The organism is Magnetospirillum sp. ME-1, assembly GCF_002105535.1.
Lineage (GTDB): Bacteria > Pseudomonadota > Alphaproteobacteria > Rhodospirillales > Magnetospirillaceae > Phaeospirillum.
On sequence record NZ_CP015848.1, the window covers coordinates 3337148 to 3354848 of the forward strand.

The following is a 17701-nucleotide window of genomic DNA, read 5'->3' on the forward strand; positions in this document are numbered from 1 at the left end:
GCCTGCCGGGGTGAGGAAAGCCAGTTTAGACTCGTCACCCCGGACAAGCGAAGCGCGATCCGGGGGCCATGGCGGTGCGGCACCATGGATTCCGGCTCTCGGCTCCGCCTCGGCCGGAATGACGACTTATGAAAAAGGAACCGCCTAAGAATCGCCCATCTTGAGCGCGGCCAGGAAGGCGGATTGCGGAATCTCCACCTTGCCGAACTGGCGCATGCGCTTCTTGCCTTCCTTCTGCTTCTCCAGCAGCTTGCGCTTGCGGGTGGCGTCGCCGCCGTAGCACTTGGCGGTGACGTCCTTGCGCAACGCGCTGATGCTCTCGCGCGCCACGATGCGCCCGCCGATGGCGGCCTGGATGGCGATCTGGAACATCTGGCGCGGAATCAGCTCCTTCAGGCGCTGGCAGATGCCGCGGCCCCGGCTTTCGGCGTTGGCGCGGTGCACCACGAAGGACAGCGCGTCCACCGGCTCGGCGTTGACCAGGATGGACACCTTGACCAGATCGGATTCGGCGTAGGAATCCACTTCGTAATCGAAGCTGGCGTAACCGCGGCTGATGGACTTCAGGCGGTCGTAGAAGTCGAACACCACTTCGTTCAAGGGCAGCTTGTAGACCGCCATGGCGCGGCTTCCGGCATAGGTGAGATCCACCTGCTGGCCGCGCCGCTCGGTGCACAGGGTCAGCACGGGGCCCAGATACTCGTCGGGGACCATGATGGTGGCCTTGATCCACGGCTCTTCCATGTGGTCGATGCGGGCCGGGTCGGGCATGTCGGCGGGATTGTGGAGTTCCTCCATCTCGCCGTTGGTCTTGTGCACGCGGTAGACCACGCTGGGCGCGGTGGTGATGAGGTCCAGGTTGAACTCGCGCTCCAGGCGCTCCTGGATGATCTCGAGATGCAAAAGGCCCAGGAAGCCGCAGCGGAAGCCGAAGCCCAGGGCGGCCGAGGTCTCGGGCTCGTACTGGAAGCTGGCGTCGTTGAGGCGCAGCTTGGCCAAGCTGTCGCGCAGATCCTCGTAATCGGCGGCGTCGATGGGGAACAGGCCGCACCACACCACCGGCACGCTGGGCTTGAAGCCGGGCAGGGGGGTATCGGCGGGCTTCCTGTCGTCGGTGACGGTATCGCCCACCTTGGTGTCGGCCACGGCCTTGATGGCGGCGGTGAAGAAGCCCATCTCGCCGGGGCGCAGCTCGGTGGTCTGCACCAGCTTAGGGGTGAAATAGCCGCAGGAGTCGACCTGATAGGCGGCCTCGGTGGCCATCATGCGGATCTTCTGGCCCTTTCGCAGCACGCCGTTCTTGATGCGCACCAGGATGATGACGCCCAGATAGGGGTCGTACCAGGAATCCACCAGCAGGGCCTGCAGCGGCGCGTCGGCGTCGCCCTCGGGGCAGGGCAGGCGGGTGACCAGGGCTTCCAGCACGTCGCCGATGCCGATGCCGGTCTTGGCCGAGATCATCACCGCGTCGGTGGTGTCCAGGCCGATGACGTCCTCGATCTGCTGCTTGACGCGCTCGGGCTCGGCGGCCGGCAGGTCGATCTTGTTCAGGACCGGCACCACCTCGTGCCCGGCGTCCAGCGCGTGATAGACGTTGGCCAGCGTCTGGGCCTCGACGCCCTGGCTGGCGTCCACCACCAGCAGCGAGCCCTCGCAGGCGGCCAGCGAGCGCGAGACCTCGTAGGCGAAGTCCACGTGGCCGGGGGTGTCCATCAGGTTCAGCTGATAGGTGTTGCCGTCCTTGGCCTTGTAGTCCAGCCGCACGGTCTGGGCCTTGATGGTGATGCCGCGCTCGCGCTCGATATCCATGGAATCGAGCATCTGCTCCTTCATCTCGCGCGCCTCGATGGCGCCGCAGGCCTGGATCAGGCGGTCGGCAAGGGTCGATTTGCCGTGGTCGATATGGGCGACGATGGAGAAATTGCGGATATGGCTGAGCTTGGTCATGAACGGCGATCAACTAAGGTTTTGGCTGCCGGACCATAGTGCGCGGCGGCCGGTTTGGGAAGCTACTTGCTGTCGGGATCGTCCAGCCAATGGGGCTCGATCACCTGACGGGTCTTGCGGGTTTCGGCCAGCTTGCGCACATGGCCGAGATTCTTGGCCGCCACCTTGGCGGGGCCCTTGGCGCCGTGGGCCTGGAACACCTCCAGCGCGGCGGCCAGCGCTTCTTCCGCCTCGGCCAGATGGCCGGCGCCGCTGGAATGGCGGTCCAGCAGGAACAGGGCCGAGCCCAGGGTGTTCTGGGTGGCGGCCCAGGACAGCGGCGAACGTTCCCGCGTCCTGATCTCCAGCACCGAATGGCAGGCGTCGATGGAGCGCTTCAGCACTTCGGTGTTCTTCAGCTGGTCGCCATAGACTTCGAGGACCTGGGCGATGTTGTGCATCACCTCGGCCCAGCGTTGGGGCGTCTCGGTGCGGGAATAGACCTGCAGGGTGGCCTGCAGCGCCTGCACCGATTCGCGCAGCAATTCGGTCTGGCCGGTCTTCAGATCCAGGCGGTAGAGCGACACGCCGAGCCGCACCTGGGCCGAGGCCCATTCCTGCGGCATCAGGGCGCGGGGCAGGTGCTCGACCGCGTTGCGCCATTCCTTGATGGCCTCCTCCAGCAGGGGCGCGGGCTCCTTGGAGCGCTCGGCCTTGGCCGACAGCACGGCGCCGATATGCTTGTGGATCAGCCCGGCCTCCCACGAGGGGTCGGTGCGGGCCAGGCGGCGCTGGGCCTGGCGATAGGCGTTGATGGCCTTGTCGAACCACAGGTCGGTCTCTTCGGCGGGCACCACCATGGCGTTGATGGTGGCGATGTGGCCGAACACCAGCTGGCACGACCGCTGCTGGCCCATGGACATCTGCACCGGCGGCTTGGCGGCCAGGCTTTCCACCTGCGCGGCGGCCGCCGGCATCAGGCGGCGGATGGAGTTGCGGTGGCCTTCCGTCGGCACCTCGACGGCGGCGAGGCAGGCGGCGTAAAGCAGGTTGGACGGTCCTTCGCCCAGCTCGGCCGGCAGCTCGATGCGGGTGGTGGCGCCGAACGAGGCGGCGCGCTCGTCGTCGTTGCTGGCGGTGGCCAGGCGCAGGCGATAGCCGTCCTTGCCGAAATCGCCCCAGACCAGCAGGTCGGCGTCCTCCTCGGCCACCGCATGGCGGGTGTTGAGCGAGACGCCCGCCACCTGGGCGGGGTCGTCCAGGCGGTCCAGCTGGTAGATGCGCGGCACCGCCTTGACCTTGAAGGCGGGGCGGGCGGACAGGATCTGGTTGAGCTGGGTGGCGGCGGCGCCGTCGGTATCGCCCGACAGGGCCGCCACCAGAATGGTGAAGGCCGGTCCCTCGGCGGCGACGGGAACGGGAACCGGCTTGGGCGGCGCGGCGGGCTTGGGCTTGAACAGGCTGACCAGCAGTTCCAAAAGGCCCGACGAGCGGGCCTCCGCCCCCACCTGGGCGGCGGTGGCGGTCGCCTCGGATTCCGCCAGGGGAGGGGGCGACGCCTCCTTCTCCGGTTCGGTTTGGGCGGGCTTGGAGGCAGCGCCCCGCATGGCCGCGAGGTCGCGTGCCCGGCGCTGCAGTTCCGCCCTTCGGTCGTTGGGATCGTCCGCCATGTCTCACCGTATACGGGAGAGCGAGGGCAACGGCAAGATTCAGGCGCTGGCGACGGATGGTCCTGAACGGGTATAATCGACGCAACGTATATTGTTTCGGAAGAGCCATGCGGCAACTCGGAGATATCATCGAGCAATTGCGGGCTCTTCAGCCCGAGTTGCGCAGGCGCTATCCCATCCGCTCCATGGGGGTGTTCGGCTCCTATGCGCGGGGTGAGCAGCGTGATGACAGCGACCTGGACCTGCTGGTCGAGATCGGTGAGGGAATGACCTTGCCTGACTATGTCGGACTTCAGTCCGAGCTCAGCGACGCGCTGGGCCTTAAGGTCGATCTGGCCGACCGCAGCACCCTTCGCCGACGGATCGGGCAAAAAATATTGGCCGAGGTAAGGATGCTGTGACCCGCGATTTCCGGGACTATCTCGACGACATGCTTGACCATGCGGAGAAGGCGATCGCCTTTGTCGGCGGCATGGACTGGCCGCAATTCGCGGGCGACGAGAAGACCCGTTTCGCCGTGGTTCGGGCCGTGGAAATCGTTGGCGAGGCCGCCCGCCGGGTTCCCGAGGATTTTCGCGACTCCCAGCCTCAGATCCCGTGGCGGCGGATTATCGGCATGCGGAATGTTCTGGCCCATGATTATATCGGCACCAATCCCCGTGTGGTCTACGACACGGTGGTGATCTTCCTGCCGGAATTGATCTCCGCCTTGCGCCCGCTGATCGACGGGATCGGGGGCGACGGCTAGCCGCCGATCAGGGCCAGCCACTCGTCCTCGGTCAGGGTGGCGACGCCCAGTTTGGCGGCGTCGGCGGCCTTGGAGCCGGCGTCGGCGCCCACCACCACGTAATCGGTCTTCTTGGACACGCTGCCCACCACCTTGGCGCCCAGGGCCTCGGCGCGGGCCTTGGCCTCGGGCCGGGTCATGGTGAGGAGGGTGCCGGTGAACACCACCGCCTTGCCGACGATGGGAGAGGCGGAGGCCTCGATCACCTTGGCGTCCTCGACGTCGCCGCCGAGATTGCGCATGGCGGCGACCAGATCGTCCACGGCCGCCACGTTGTGCTCTTCCTTGAAGAAATCCAGCAGGTCGCCAGCCACCGAGGGGCCGATATCCTCGATGCTGATGAGCTCGTCCTTGGCCTCCTCGGTCATGGCGGCGCGCCAGGACTCCAGGCTGCCGTAATGGCGCGCCAGCCGCTTGGCGGTGGCCTCGCCGATCTGGCGGATGCCGAGCGCGAAGATGAAGCGTTCCAGGCCCATGCGGGACCGGGTACGGATGGACTCGAACAGCTTCTCGGTGGAGCGCTTGCCCCAGCCTTCGAAATTCTCCAGCTTCTGGAGCTTTTCCTCCGCGTTGCGGGCCTCCAGGCGGAAGATGTCGGCGGGTGCGCGCACCCAGCCCTTCTCCCACAGGAATTCGATGTTCTTCTCGCCCAGGCCCTCGATGTCGAAGGCGCCCCTGGAGACGAAATGCTTGAGCCGCTCCTTGGCCTGGGCCTCGCAGGTGAGCCCTCCGGTGCAGCGGCGGATCACCTCGCCTTCGGGCCGCACCGCATGGGAACCGCAGACCGGACAGGTTTCGGGATAGACGAAGGGGGTGGGCCCGCGCGGTTTGTCGGCCACCACGCCGACGATCTGCGGGATGACGTCGCCGGCCCGCTGGACGATCACCGTGTCGCCGACCCGGACGTCCTTGCGCGCGATCTCGTCCTCGTTGTGAAGGGTGGCGTTGGACACCACCACGCCGCCCACGTTGACCGGGGTGAGGCGGGCGACGGGGGTCAGCGCGCCGGTGCGGCCCACCTGGATGTCGATGGCTTCGAGCACGGTGGTGGCCTGCTCGGCGGGGAATTTGTGGGCGATGGCCCAGCGCGGCGTGCGCTCGCGGAAGCCCAGGCGCTTTTGCAGGTCCAGATCGTCCACCTTGTAGACGATGCCGTCGATGTCGTAGGGAAGCGAGGCGCGGGCCTCACCCAGTTCCTCGTAGGCCGCCAGCAATTGGGCGATTCCGTCGCAGCGCCGTGTCAGCGGATTGACCATGAAGCCCCAGGATTTCAGGCGTTCGAGATAGTCCCAATGGCTGTTGGCGGGGGAGGTCGAGGCTTCGCCCATGGCATAGGCGAACAGCGACAGTGGCCGCGACGCGGTGACCTTGGGGTCCAACTGACGAAGCGAGCCGGCGGCGGCGTTCCTGGGATTGGCGAAGACCTTGTCGCCCACCGCCTCCTGGCGCCGGTTGAGGGCCAGGAAGTCGGTCTTGGTCATGTAGACCTCGCCCCGGATCTCGATCACCAGGGGCGCGTCGGGACCCAGGCGTCGGGGCAACTGTGATTCGGGGAAGGTTTCCAGGTTGCGGGTGACGTCCTCGCCCTCGGCCCCGTCGCCGCGCGTCGCGGCCGAGACGAACGTTCCGTTCTCGTAGCGCAGGTTGATGGACAGGCCATCGATCTTGGGCTCGGCCACATAGGCGAGTGGGGCGTCCTCGCCAAAGGCTAGGAAATTACGGATCTGGGCGTCGAACCTGGCGACGTCCTCGGACGTGAACGCATTGCCCAGGCTCAGCATGGGAACCGCATGGACCAGCGTGCCGAAGCCTTCCGACGGTGCGGCGCCCACCTTGTCCTTCAGCGGGCTCCTGGCCGCCAGTTCGGGAAAGCGCGCCTCGATCTCGTTCAGCCGCCGCCGGGCGCCGTCATAGACGTCGTCGGTGACCTCGGGCGCGTCCTTGCCATGGTAGGCCACGTCCCAGCGGGCGATCTTCTCGACCAGTTCCGCATGTTCGATGCGGGCTTCGAACGGAGTGAGGGCGGGGACGGGGATCATCTCACCCCATCAACGCGTCGGCCGCGGCGCGGGCGTGGTCGGTGATGGTTTCGCCCGACAGCATGCGGGCCACTTCCTCGCGCCGCGCTTCCGAGGAAAGGCGATCGACGCCGGTGGTGGTCTTGGCGCCGGTGACCGCCTTGGCGACGCGGTAGTGGTGGGCGCCCCTGGCCGCCACCTGGGGGGAGTGGGTGACCACCAGGATCTGCAGCGTCTCGGCCAGACGGCCCAGGCGTTCGCCCACGGCGGCCGCCACGGCGCCGCCGATGCCGGAATCCACCTCGTCGAAGACGATGGTCGGCGTGGACGAGATGCGGGCCAGCACCACTTTGAGCGCCAGCATGAAGCGCGACAGTTCACCGCCCGAGGCGATCTTGCCCAAGGGGCCGGGGGCCGAGCCGGGATTGGTGGCCACCTCGAAGCTGACCTGATCCAGGCCCATGGGCCCCCACTGGGCTTCGTCCACCTGGGTGACCCGGGTCTGGAAGCGGGCCTTGTCCAGCTTCAAGGGCGGCAACTCGGCGGCCACCGCCTTGTCCAGCCGGGCGGCGGCGGCGAGGCGGGCCTTGGACAGCGCCCTTGCCTGCTCGAGATAGCGGGTGCGCGCCGCCTGTTCCTCGCGGGCCAGACGGGCCAGCCCGTCGCCACCGCCGTCCAGGGCGGCCAACTGGCGGCCCAGGCGGTCGAGCAGCAGGGGCAGTTCATCCACGCTCACCTGATGCTTGCGCGCGGCTCCGCGCAGGGCGAACAGGCGTTCCTCCACCTTTTCCAGGTGGCGGGGGTCGAGGTCGATTTCGGACGAGGCGCGTTCCAGCAGGTTGGTGGCCTCGGCGGCTTCCTGGGCGGCGCGGTCGAGGGCTGCGATCACCGGGTCCAGCTTGCCCTCGGCCCGTTCGGCGACCCGCTCCAGGGCGCGGGCGGCGGAGCGCAAGGAAGCCTCCACCTCGCCCTTGTGGGAAAGCGCCGACTGGGCGGCGTTCATGGCTTCCAGCAGCTTCTCGCCATGCATCATCACGGCGCGCGACGCGGCCAGGTCCGCTTCCTCGCCCGGCTTAGGCGCCAGACTGGCGAGGTCCTCGTGAATCTGGCGCAGGTGCTCCTCTTCCGCCTTGGCCCTGGCCAGGTCGGCCTCGGCCTGGGCGCGGGCCTTGACGCAATCGCGCCAGAGCGTCCAGGCATCGGCCAGGGCGGCGCGGCTTGCCGCCTCGCCCGCGAAGGAATCCAGCACGCCCAGATGGGAGGAGGAATCCAGGAGGCCGTGGCTTTCGAACTGGCCGTGGATTTCCACCAGTTCGTCACCCACCTTGCGCAGCAGGCCGACGCTGACCGGCTGGTCGTTGACATAGGCCTTGGAGCGTCCATCGGCGGTCAGCACCCGGCGCAGCAGCAGCGGTCCGTCGGCGGATTCCACATCCTGTCCAGCCAGCAGGGCGCGGGCGGGATGATCGGCGGGAGGATCGAATTCGGCGGTGACCGAGGCCTGGGACGCGCCCTGGCGGACCAGCCCCGATTCGGCCCGCGCGCCCAGGGCGAGGCCCAGCGAATCCAGCAGGATGGATTTGCCGGCGCCGGTCTCGCCGGTGAACACCGACAGCCCGGAATCGAAGGAAAGATCAAGCCGCTCGATCAGGACGACGTCGCGGATCGAAAGGGCGGTCAGCATCTACCAGAACTTGGCCCAGTTGAACCAGCCGCCGCTGGTCTTGGCGGGGTCGTCGGCCTTCTTGGGGGCTTCCTTGGGCTTGTCCTTGTCGCTGGACCAGAAGGTCAGCGTGTCGGTCCACTTCTTCTTGGTCCGCGCCGCCCCGGGGTTCAGGTTCCCCGACTCGACCATGGCGTAGGCGTCCTCGTACCAGTCGCTGCCGGGGAAGTTGTGTCCCAGCACGGCCGCGGCGCGGGCCGCTTCCTGATCCAGGCCCAGCGCGGTGTAAAGCTCCACGGTGCGGTACAGCGCCTCGGGCACGTGGGTGGTGGTCTGGTACTGCTCGGCGACCATCTTGAAGCGGTTGAGCGCCGCCAGATGATGGCCGAGCTTCTGGTAATAGCGGCCGATGGCCATTTCCTTGCCGGCCAGATGGTCGCGGGCAAGGTCGATCTTCAGGCGGGCGTCGCGGGCGTAAGGCGTCGAGGGAAAGCGGTCCACCACTTCCTGCAGGATCTTCAGCGCCTGTTCGGTCAGCTTCTGGTCGCGGGAGACGTCGGTGATCTGCTCGTAATAGCACAGGCCCTTGAGGTAGTAGCCGTAGGCGATGCTCTTGTTGCCCGGATGCAGCTGGATGAAGCGGTCCAGGGCGACGATGGCGTCGTCGTACTTGTTGCGCTCGTACAGCGCATAGGCGCTCATCAGCTGGGCCTTGGTCGCCCACACCGAGTAGGGGTGCTGACGGTCCACCTCGTCGAAGATCTGGGCGGCCTTGTAGTATTCGTTCTTGTCCACGAGGTCCATGGCCTCGTTGTAGAGCTCCTCCACCGGGCGTTCGATGTATTCGGGCTTCTTGTCGGAGCATGCCCCCAATCCGGCGGCCAGGGCCGCCGACAGGGCGAGGGCCGGCAGAAGACGGGCGGGGACTGAACGCTGGCGCATGGAGGCTCTTTGCGAGAACGGGACCGGATCGGGCCGCACTATAGCACCTTCCGGCCGCAAAAAAACCCTCTCCGCCTTTGAAGCGGAGAGGGCCATTGGGGGTCGTAAACGTGTCAGCCGTTGGCGGCCAGGCTCAGAGGCTGGGCGATGAACGGCGCGGCGGCGGAACCCGGCGCGATGTCGGTCAGTTCCCAGGCGCTGGGATCGGCGAACAGGGCGCGCAGCAGCTGGTTGGTCACCGCATGGCCGGCGCGCACGCCGTGGTAATGGCCGAGGATCGGAGCGCCGGCGAGATAGAGGTCGCCCACCGCGTCCAGAACCTTGTGGCGGACGAATTCATCGGAGTAACGCAGGCCGTCGTCGTTCAGCACCTTGGTGCCGGTGCTGTCGATCACCACCGCGTTGTCCAGCGAACCGCCGCGGGCCAGTCCGTGGGCGCGCAGCATGGCCACTTCCTGCTCGAAGCCGAAGGTGCGCGCGCGGGAGACTTCCGCCTTGAAGGTGCCGCGCGACAGGTTGACGAAGAATTCCTGGCGCGAGATGGCCGAGGCGCCGAAATCGATCTCGAAGCGCACCGAGAAGCCCGGCGACGGGGTCAGCGAGGCGGAACGCTCGCCGTCCTTGATCACCACGCGCTTGAGGATCCTGATGGCCTGGCGGGGAGCGTCCTGCTCGACCACGCCGGCGCATTCGATCAGGAACAGGAAGGGAGCGGCCGAACCGTCCATCACCGGCACTTCCGGGCCGTTGATCTCGATCAGGCAATTGTCGATCTGCATGCCGGCCAGCGCGCTCATCAGGTGCTCGACCGTGCCGACCACCACGCCGTCCTCGTTCTTCAGGCAGGTGTTCATGCGGGTGTCGCCCACCGACGACCACAGGGCCGGGACGATGGCGCCGCCGCCGGCGATGTCGACGCGGCGGAAACGGATGCCGGTGCCGGCCTCGGCCGGGTGCAGAACCATGGTGACCTTGTTGCCCGAATGCAGGCCGACGCCGGTGCAGCCGATGGAGCTCTTCAAGGTACGCTGACGAATGGAATCGGTGGAGGCCTTGGTATCGGGACGCAGATGGCTGACGATCTGATTCACGTTCAAAACCCCTGTCTCCTGGTCCGCCGCGCCGCTTGTGTCGTGTGGCGTTTGGCGGCCCTTCATCTTGATGGTGAAAGGTGTAGCAGCCGCTGGTCCAGGGCTCAAATCAATCATTATTGCCAAATGTTACACTCGTTCCGGTCCGTGAAACATTTGCTATGGCATTGATTCCATTCGGTTATAAAAATGGGGCCCCGTCCGGCACGCCGGCGGGGCCCAAGTCTTACAGCGCGGTGGGAAAGGGGGCTATCCCCTTTCCGCGATCAGTGTGCTCAGTTGGCCTGGCGGCGCAGGAAGGCCGGGATGTCCAGGTCCTCGCCCGCCCGGGTGGCGGTGGGTTCGCGGCGTGCTTCCATGCGCGGCTGGGGGGCCGGCTGGGGCTGCGGCGCGGGCTGGGCGGGAGCGCGGTTGCGGTTGACCAGACGGTCCAGCAGGCCGCCCATGCGGCGGGTCTCCTGGGGCGGCTGCGGCGCCAGGGTGGGAGCCGGAGGGGTCTCGGAGATTTCGGACAGGGCCTTGTGCAGATCCTTCATCTCGGGCTGGACCCGCAGGTCGGGCTGCGGACGGCCCAGAACCGGCTCGTGGCGGGAGTCCATCTCGGGCTCGGCGCGCAGTTCCGGCTCGAGACGCAGTTCGGGCTCGGCGCGGGCGGGGGCGGCTTCGGCGCGCATGGCCGGCTCGGTCCGGACCACCGGCTCGGGACGGCCGATGTCCAGCTCGGGCTGGATCTGGGCGGCGGTGCGCATGGCCGGCTGGGGCTGGGCCGGCTGGGGCTGGGCCGGCTGGGGATAGGCGACCTGGGCGGCGGCCGGAGCCTGAACCGGAGCGGCCTGGGCGGCGGTCTGCGGCCGGAAGACCGGCGCCTGGACCTGGGCGGCGGCGGGGCGGGCGACGGCCGGCTGGGGGACGGCCTGGGTCGCGGGCGTCACCAGCGAGATGACGGTGGGCTTGGGCTGCTGGGCGGCTTCCGAGGCGATGCCGGTGGCGACCACCGAGACCCGCATCTTGCCGTTCAGCTTCTCGTCGAAGGTGGAACCGAAGATGATGTTGGCGTCGGGGTCCACTTCGTCGCGGATGCGGTTGGCGGCCTCGTCCACCTCGAACAGGGTCATGTCCATGCCGCCGGTGATGTTGATCAACACGCCACGGGCGCCCTTCATGGAGGTGTCGTCCAGCAGCGGGTTGGAGATGGCGGCCTCGGCGGCGTCGATGGCGCGCTTGTCGCCCTCGGCCTCGCCGGTGCCCATCATGGCCTTGCCCATCTCGCTCATCACGGTGCGGATGTCGGCGAAGTCCAGGTTGATCAGGCCGGGCATGATCATCAGGTCGGTGACGCCGCGCACGCCGGAATACAGCACGTCGTCGGCCATCTTGAAGGCGTCGGCGAAGGTGGTGCGCTCGGTGGCGACGCGGAACAGGTTCTGGTTGGGGATGATGATCAGGGTGTCGACGAACTGCTGCAGCTCCTCGATGGCGGCTTCGGCGGTGCGCATGCGGTGCGCGCCCTCGAAGTGGAAGGGCTTGGTCACCACGCCGACGGTGAGGATGCCCTGCTCGCGCGCCGCCCGCGCGATGACCGGAGCGGCGCCCGAGCCGGTGCCGCCGCCCATGCCGGCGGTGATGAACACCATGTTGGCGCCGCCGATCTGGCCCAGGATCTCTTCCAGGCTTTCCTCGGCCGCCGCGCGGCCGATATCGGGACGCGAACCGGCGCCCAGGCCTTGGGTCACCTGGTTGCCCAGCTGGATGCGGCGTTCGGTGCGGCTTTGGCCCAGCGACTGGGAATCGGTGTTGGCGACGATGAATTCGACGCCTTCAAGCCGCGACAGGATCATGTTGTTGACGGCGTTGCCGCCGGCGCCGCCGACGCCGACCACGGTGATGCGGGGCTTGAGCTCTTGATGAGCCCCGGGAAGAAAAGTCAGCATATCCAGGTCCTCCGCGCTGTGTGGCCGATTCGTTGCCGGCCGGTTTGAACTTGAGAAAGGTCAGAAATTCCGTTTGAGCCACGAGCCGAGACGGCCCCAGCCCGATGCGCCGTCGCCGCGTGTTCCCGCCTTCTTGCCCCGCGACGGCGCGGGGGCGTGGGCGAGCGCATAGCGGATCAATCCGGCGCAGGTGGAGAAGGCGGGCCCGCCGGTGGCCTCGGGCAGGCCGTGCAGCCCCATGGGCTTGCCCAGGCGCACCTGCTTGTCCAGCACCATGCCGGCCAGATCGCGGGCGCCCTGCATCTGGCTGGCGCCGCCCGTCAGCACCACGCGGCGCCCGGCCAGCTTGTCGAAGCCGCCCTGCTCCAGATGCGAGCGCACCAGCTCGAAGGTCTCCTCCAGCCGGGGCTGGATGATCTGGATCAGCATGGAGCGCGGCACCTGATTGCTTGCCCCGTCCTCGTCCTCGCCCACCAGCGGCACCTTGAGGATCTCGCGGTCGTCGGACGCCGACGGGATCACCGAGCCGTACAGCGTCTTCAGGCGCTCGGCATGCACGACGGGCGTGGACAGGCCGCGGGCGATGTCGCTGGTGACGTGCGCGCCGCCCACGGCGATGACGTCGGTGTGGACCAGCTGGCCGCCCAGGAACACGGCGATGGAGGTGGTGCCGCCGCCCATGTCGATGCAGGTGACGCCCAGCTCCTTCTCGTCCTCCACCAGGCAGGCGAGACCGGCGGCGTAGGGGCTGACCACGCGGGCCTCGATGTCGAGGTGGCAGCGGTTGACCACGGTGGAGAGATTGCGCACCGGACCGATGCCCGCCGAGATGACGTGGATGGCGACCCCTAAGCGGTCGCCGAACATGCCGCGCGGGTCCTTGATCCCTTCGTTGCCGTCGATGGTGTAGTCCACCGGAATGGCGTGGATCAGCTCGCGGTCGGCGCTTTCGTGATGGGCGCGGCCGTGTTCGAGCATGCGGCGGATGTCGGCCTCGTTGACGGCGTGGCCGTTCATGGCCACCTCGACCTTGACGTTGGCCGAGCCGGGGTGGCCGCCCGAGATGTTGACGGCCACGGCGCGCACCTGGTCGTTGGCCATTTCCTCGGCGGCCTCGACGGCGGCGCGGATCGAGGTTTCCAGCTCCTCCATGTCCACCACGGCGCCGTTGCGCATGCCGCGCGCCACCTGATGGCCGATGCCCACCATGCGGGGGCTGCCGTCGTCCTGGACCTTGGCGATGAAGCAGCACACCTTGGTGGTGCCCACATCCAGCGCCGCGACGAGTCCGTTTCTAGCCGCCATGCTCAGCGCTCCCTCGGCAGGGGGGAGAGGGATTCGACCGAGGCGGTGTTGACCGGGGCCGGGTCGCGGGCGCTTTTCAGCACCAGACGGTCGGGGACGCGCAGGTCGATCATGGTGATCTGCTTGCCCGACAGGGCGCGGGTCTTCTCCAGCTCGGCCAGACGGTGCCAGGCTGCTTCGGTGTCAAGCTCGGGCAGGCGGGCCTCCAGGCCCTTCTCCACGTCGTCCAGCTTGATGTTCCAGCGGCGGTTGCCCACCCGGATGGCGGCCTTGACGCGGGCGGCCAGCTCGGGCTCGCTGGCCAGCAGGGCGAACAGTTCGTCGGTGCGGGCCGGCGCGCCGTCGCCGACGATCAGCGGCAGGTCCTCGAAGCCTTCGATGGCGCCGGGGATGCTGTGGCCGTCGCGGTCCACCAGCACGAAGCGGTTGTCGGTCTGCCACAGGGCCACCGGCTGGCGCTCGACGATGGACAGGTGGATGGCGCCGGGCAGGCGGCGTTCGATGGCGGCGGCGCGCACGCTGGGCAGCGCCTCGATCCGCGCCCTGGCGGCGGCGATGTCGAGCCCCAGGATGGGGTCGCCGTAATGGGCGCCCAGCGCGCTGACCAGCTGCGCGGCCGGCGTGCGGCGACGCCCCGTTACGGTGATGTCGGCCACCTGGAAGCCGGCCTCGGCGCTGCGGGCCAGGAAGGCATCGCCCGCGTCGCGAACCAGACGCTGGGGCTTGCCCGAATGCCAGAGCGCCAGGCCGCCCACCGCCACGATGACGGCCAGAATTCCGTAGCCCGCCGCCTTCTGCAGGGGGCTGAGGTCCAGGCGCAGCCGGGGCAGGCGGCGCTTGGCCTTGGGGCGTGCCGGTGCGGCCGCCGCCGCCTCGCGCTTGGCCGAGATCTGGCGGGGCGGGCGGTGAACGCCGGGGCGGTCGTCGGCGGTGATGACGATGTCGGCGGGATTCAGTCGCATCGCGCCTCCTCCACCATCCACCGCACCAGATCGGGGAAGCTGATCCCCTGGTATGCGGCCATCTCGGGGACCAGCGAGGTGCCGGTCATGCCGGGCTGGGTGTTGACCTCCAGCATGACGAGACGGGGCGGCTGGCCCGGATCGGTGTCGTCGTAACGCAGATCGGCGCGCGACACGCCCCGGCAGCCCAGCGCCTTGTGGGCGGCGACCGCCAGACGGCAGGCTTCGGCGTAATCGGCTTCCGGGATGGGGGCGGGCATGATATGGCGCGAGCCGCCCGGCGCGTACTTGGCCTCGTAATCGTAGAAGCCGTGGTCCGAGGTGATTTCCAGCACGCCCAGCGCGCGGTTGCCCATCACCGCCACGGTCAGCTCGCGGCCCGGGATGAAGCTTTCCACCAGCACCTCCTCGGCATCGAAGGGCCAGGCGGAGATGGGCGAGGGCTGGTTGTCCTTCACGACGAACACGCCCACCGAGGAGCCCTCGTTGATGGGCTTGACCACGAAGGGACGGGGCAGGGGATCGGGGTCCGCCATCTGGGCGCGGCTGATGACCTTGCCTTCGGCCACCGGAATGCCGGCGGCCTGGAACAGGGCGCGGGCGAAGGCCTTGTCCATGGCCGCCGCCGAGGCCAGCAGGCCGGAATGGGTGTAGGGCACGCCCAGGAGATCCAGCACGCCCTGGACGCAGCCGTCCTCGCCGAAGCGGCCGTGCAGCGCGTTGAACACCACGTCGGGCTTGGTCTCGGAGATGGCGCGCACCAGTTCGGCCGGATTGCGGCCGCAATCCACCAGGGCGACCTCGAACCCGGCCTGCTCCAGCGCCTTGGCGGCGGCGGCGCCCGAGCGCAAGGACACGTCGCGCTCGGCCGAGGCTCCCCCCATCAGGACGGTGACGCGCTTGCTCATAAGGAGGCTCCCGAAAGGCTGTCATCCTGAGCGCAGCGAAGGATCTCATCCTGGCGCGGCGCGGGGACGTTGGTAAGGACCGGGCAGACGGAGACCCCTCGCATCCGCTCGGGGTGACAGGCGGAGTGGACGGTGCGCACGCTCATGGCGGGTCCCTCCTCACTCCGATGCGGCGGATTTCCCAATGCAGGTCGATGCCGCTGGTTTCACGCACCCGGCGGCGGACTTCCTCACCCAAATCCTCGATGTCGGCGGCGGTGGCGTCGCCGGTGTTCAGGAGGAAGTTGCAGTGCTTCTCCGACACCTGGGCGCCGCCCATGACGAGGCCCCGGCAGCCGGCGGCGTCGATCAGCTTCCAGGCGCTCATGCCTTCCGGGTTGGCGAAGGTGGAGCCGCCGGTGCGCACCTTGACCGGCTGTGCATCCTCGCGGGCCTTGGCGATCTCGGCCATGCGGGCCGCGATGTCGGCCCGCTTGCCGGGGCGGCCCTTGAGCGAGGCGGACAGGAAGATCCACCCCTCGGGCACGGCGCTGCGGCGGTACGAGAAGCCCAGTTCGCCGGGGCCGAGAATCTGCAGGTTGCCGCTCCGGTCCAGGGCCTGGGCCGAGACGGTGACGTCCTTCATTTCGCCGCCGAAGGCGCCGGCGTTCATGCGCAGCGCGCCGCCGATGGTGCCGGGAACGCCCGACAGGAATTCCAGCCCGGCCAGCCCCTCTTCCTCGGCGGTACGCGCCACGGTGAGGTCCAGCGCACCGGCTCCGGCGGTGATGGTGTCGCCCGCCACGTCGATGGTGGCGAAGGGGCCGACCAGCCGGATCACCATGCCCGGCACGCCGCCATCCCTGACCAGCAGATTGGAACCGACGCCCACCACGGTGACAGGAACGTCCTCGGGCAGCACTTCCAGCACGGCGATCAGGTCGTCCAGGTCGGCGGGACGGAACAGCGCTTCGGCCGCGCCGCCCACCCGGAACCAGGTGAAGGGCGCCATGGGCGCGTCGAAGCTCATCCGTCCCCGCACCGGGGGCAGGGCGTCGCGCCAGTCATGGTGGCGGGCGGCTGCCATCATTCGGCGCCTCCCGGGCTGGGATCGGGCAGGGCGGCCAGTTCGGCCGGCAGGGCATGGGCCCAGGCGGTGATGTTGCCGGCGCCCAGGCAGACCACCATGTCGCCGGGACCGGCCAGGGAATTGACCAGCGGCGCCAGGGCCTTCGAATCGGCCAACGCCATCACCCGGCGGTGTCCGTGCTCCTGCAGGCCCTTGACCAGCGAGGTCTTGTCGAAGCCCTCCAGGGGCTTCTCTCCCGCCGCGTAGACGTCGGCGACGATCACCATGTCGGCGTCGTTGAAGCAGGTGCAGAACTCGGGAAACAGGCTGGACAGCCGCGAATAGCGGTGGGGCTGCACCACGGCGATGACGTTGCCCTGGCAGGCGGAGCGCGCCGCCTTCAGGACGGCGGCGATCTCGACCGGATGGTGGCCGTAATCGTCGATGACGGTGACGCCCTTGGCCTCGCCGGTGCGGGTGAAGCGGCGCTTGACGCCCTTGAAGCCGGAGAGCGCCTTCTTGACCACGTCGTTGGCAAGGCCCAGCTCGTTGGCCACCGCGATGGCGGCCAGCGAGTTCAGCACGTTGTGCTCGCCGTACATGGGCAGGTGGATGTCGGCGATGGTCCGGGTGGCGCCGGTGACGCGGTCGGTGATCACCACGTCGTAGCGCGCCCCGGTGATGTCCATGGCCAGCTTCTCGACCCGGACCAGAGCCTGATGGTTGAAGCCGTAGGTGACCAGCTTGCGGTCGGGCACGCGGGCGACCAGGGCCTGGACCTCGGGGTGGTCGATGCACATGGCGGCGAAGCCGTAGAACGGGATGTTCTCGACGAAGGTGCGGAAGGCCTCGTGCAGCCTGTCCACCGTGCCGTAATGGTCCATGTGCTCGGGGTCGATGTTGGTCACCACCACGGCGGTGGAGGGCAGCTTGATGAACGAGCCGTCGCTCTCGTCGGCCTCGACCACCATCCACTCGCTGGCGCCCAGCCGCGCGTTGGTGCCGTAGGCGTTGATGATGCCGCCGTTGATCACCGTGGGGTCCAGCCGGGCGGCGTCGAGCAAGGCGGCGATCAGCGAGGTGGTGGTGGTCTTGCCGTGGGTGCCGCCGATGGCGATGGCGGATTTCAGGCGCATCAGCTCGGCCAGCATCTCGGCGCGGCGCACCACCGGAACCAGCTTGGCACGGGCGGCCTGGACTTCCGGGTTATCGGCCTTGACCGCCGAGGACACCACCACCACGCGGGCGTCGCCCAGCGCCTCGGCCGCGTGGCCGATATGGACGCGGATGCCCATCTTGCGCAGGCGCTCGACGTTGTAATTGTCGGCGATGTCGGTGCCCTGGACCGTATAGCCCAGGTTGTGCAGGATCTCGGCGATGCCCGACATGCCGATGCCGCCGATGCCGACGAAGTGGATGGTGCCGATGTTCAGCGACATGGTGCGCATGG

At 68.3% G+C, this 17701-nt stretch carries 14 protein-coding genes; 2 read left to right on the forward strand and 12 right to left on the reverse strand.

What is annotated here, in order from left to right; all coding sequences use genetic code 11:
- Positions 1–144: 144 nt before the first annotated feature.
- Positions 145–1947, reverse strand: a complete 1803-nt coding sequence (lepA, locus tag WV31_RS15765) for a translation elongation factor 4 (protein WP_085374462.1) — start codon at positions 1945–1947, stop codon at positions 145–147.
- A gap of 62 nt (positions 1948–2009) precedes the next feature.
- On the reverse strand, positions 2010–3596 hold the full coding sequence (locus WV31_RS15770; RefSeq protein WP_085374463.1) for a hypothetical protein: 1587 nt from the start codon (positions 3594–3596) through the stop codon (positions 2010–2012).
- 107 nt (positions 3597–3703) lie between these two features.
- Here WV31_RS15770 and WV31_RS15775 point away from each other — a divergent pair, with 107 nt between their 5' ends.
- Together WV31_RS15775 and WV31_RS15780 are read left to right on the forward strand one after the other, a co-directional pair.
- A complete protein-coding gene (locus WV31_RS15775) occupies positions 3704–3997 on the forward strand; it encodes a nucleotidyltransferase family protein (protein WP_085374464.1) in 294 nt (97 codons plus the stop codon).
- Positions 3994–4344 (forward strand): HepT-like ribonuclease domain-containing protein, encoded by a 351-nt coding sequence (locus tag WV31_RS15780; RefSeq protein WP_085374465.1) that lies wholly within the window; start codon positions 3994–3996, stop codon positions 4342–4344. Before WV31_RS15775 ends, WV31_RS15780 begins: the two co-directional genes overlap by 4 nt.
- On the opposite strand, the gene ligA is transcribed toward WV31_RS15780, so the two are convergent.
- From ligA to murC, 10 genes are all read right to left on the reverse strand, one after another.
- Positions 4341–6422, reverse strand: coding sequence for an NAD-dependent DNA ligase LigA (ligA, locus tag WV31_RS15785; RefSeq protein WP_085374466.1), 2082 nt, complete (start codon positions 6420–6422; stop codon positions 4341–4343). The genes WV31_RS15780 and ligA overlap by 4 nt on opposite strands.
- Position 6423: 1 nt before the next feature.
- Positions 6424–8085 (reverse strand): DNA repair protein RecN, encoded by a 1662-nt coding sequence (gene recN, locus WV31_RS15790; RefSeq protein WP_085374467.1) that lies wholly within the window; start codon positions 8083–8085, stop codon positions 6424–6426.
- Positions 8086–9006 carry an outer membrane protein assembly factor BamD gene (locus WV31_RS15795; RefSeq protein WP_085374468.1) on the reverse strand — a complete coding sequence of 307 codons (921 nt, stop codon included), beginning with the start codon at positions 9004–9006 and terminating at the stop codon, positions 8086–8088.
- 113 nt (positions 9007–9119) lie between these two features.
- Positions 9120–10097: a UDP-3-O-acyl-N-acetylglucosamine deacetylase gene (gene lpxC / locus WV31_RS15800; protein WP_237051598.1), complete on the reverse strand. Its 978-nt coding sequence runs from the start codon at positions 10095–10097 to the stop codon at positions 9120–9122.
- A 275-nt stretch (positions 10098–10372) separates the two neighbouring features.
- Positions 10373–12028, reverse strand: a complete 1656-nt coding sequence (gene ftsZ / locus WV31_RS15805; RefSeq protein ID WP_085374470.1) for a cell division protein FtsZ — start codon at positions 12026–12028, stop codon at positions 10373–10375.
- Between the two features lie 60 nt (positions 12029–12088).
- On the reverse strand, positions 12089–13333 hold the full coding sequence (gene ftsA / locus WV31_RS15810; RefSeq protein WP_085374471.1) for a cell division protein FtsA: 1245 nt from the start codon (positions 13331–13333) through the stop codon (positions 12089–12091).
- 2 nt (positions 13334–13335) lie between these two features.
- Positions 13336–14295: a cell division protein FtsQ/DivIB gene (locus WV31_RS15815; protein WP_085374472.1), complete on the reverse strand. Its 960-nt coding sequence runs from the start codon at positions 14293–14295 to the stop codon at positions 13336–13338.
- A complete protein-coding gene (locus WV31_RS15820; RefSeq protein WP_085374473.1) occupies positions 14286–15203 on the reverse strand; it encodes a D-alanine--D-alanine ligase in 918 nt (305 codons plus the stop codon). Before WV31_RS15820 ends, WV31_RS15815 begins: the two co-directional genes overlap by 10 nt.
- Positions 15204–15345: 142 nt before the next feature.
- The gene (murB, locus tag WV31_RS15825) at positions 15346–16272 is read right to left on the reverse strand and encodes a UDP-N-acetylmuramate dehydrogenase (protein WP_085374474.1); all 927 of its coding nucleotides are present in this window, start codon (positions 16270–16272) and stop codon (positions 15346–15348) included.
- Complete coding sequence (murC, locus tag WV31_RS15830; protein WP_085374475.1) at positions 16269–17699, reverse strand: UDP-N-acetylmuramate--L-alanine ligase; 1431 nt, start codon at positions 17697–17699, stop codon at positions 16269–16271. The genes murB and murC overlap by 4 nt, the downstream gene beginning before the upstream one ends.
- Between the last annotated feature and the right edge of the window lie 2 nt (positions 17700–17701).

What these genes read in the sequence shown, in the direction of transcription:
- murB (WP_085374474.1), bottom strand. Translation starts at nt 16,272, where the DNA reads ATGATGGCAGCCGCCCGCCACCATGACTGGCGCGACGCCCTGCCCCCG.
- WV31_RS15815 (WP_085374472.1), bottom strand. Translation starts at nt 14,295, where the DNA reads ATGCGACTGAATCCCGCCGACATCGTCATCACCGCCGACGACCGCCCC.
- WV31_RS15775 (WP_085374464.1), top strand. Translation starts at nt 3,704, where the DNA reads ATGCGGCAACTCGGAGATATCATCGAGCAATTGCGGGCTCTTCAGCCC.
- WV31_RS15795 (WP_085374468.1), bottom strand. Translation starts at nt 9,006, where the DNA reads ATGCGCCAGCGTTCAGTCCCCGCCCGTCTTCTGCCGGCCCTCGCCCTG.
- WV31_RS15770 (WP_085374463.1), bottom strand. Translation starts at nt 3,596, where the DNA reads ATGGCGGACGATCCCAACGACCGAAGGGCGGAACTGCAGCGCCGGGCA.
- lepA (WP_085374462.1), bottom strand. Translation starts at nt 1,947, where the DNA reads ATGACCAAGCTCAGCCATATCCGCAATTTCTCCATCGTCGCCCATATC.
- WV31_RS15820 (WP_085374473.1), bottom strand. Translation starts at nt 15,203, where the DNA reads ATGAGCAAGCGCGTCACCGTCCTGATGGGGGGAGCCTCGGCCGAGCGC.
- recN (WP_085374467.1), bottom strand. Translation starts at nt 8,085, where the DNA reads ATGCTGACCGCCCTTTCGATCCGCGACGTCGTCCTGATCGAGCGGCTT.
- murC (WP_085374475.1), bottom strand. Translation starts at nt 17,699, where the DNA reads ATGCGCACCATGTCGCTGAACATCGGCACCATCCACTTCGTCGGCATC.
- ftsA (WP_085374471.1), bottom strand. Translation starts at nt 13,333, where the DNA reads ATGGCGGCTAGAAACGGACTCGTCGCGGCGCTGGATGTGGGCACCACC.
- ligA (WP_085374466.1), bottom strand. Translation starts at nt 6,422, where the DNA reads ATGATCCCCGTCCCCGCCCTCACTCCGTTCGAAGCCCGCATCGAACAT.
- ftsZ (WP_085374470.1), bottom strand. Translation starts at nt 12,028, where the DNA reads ATGCTGACTTTTCTTCCCGGGGCTCATCAAGAGCTCAAGCCCCGCATC.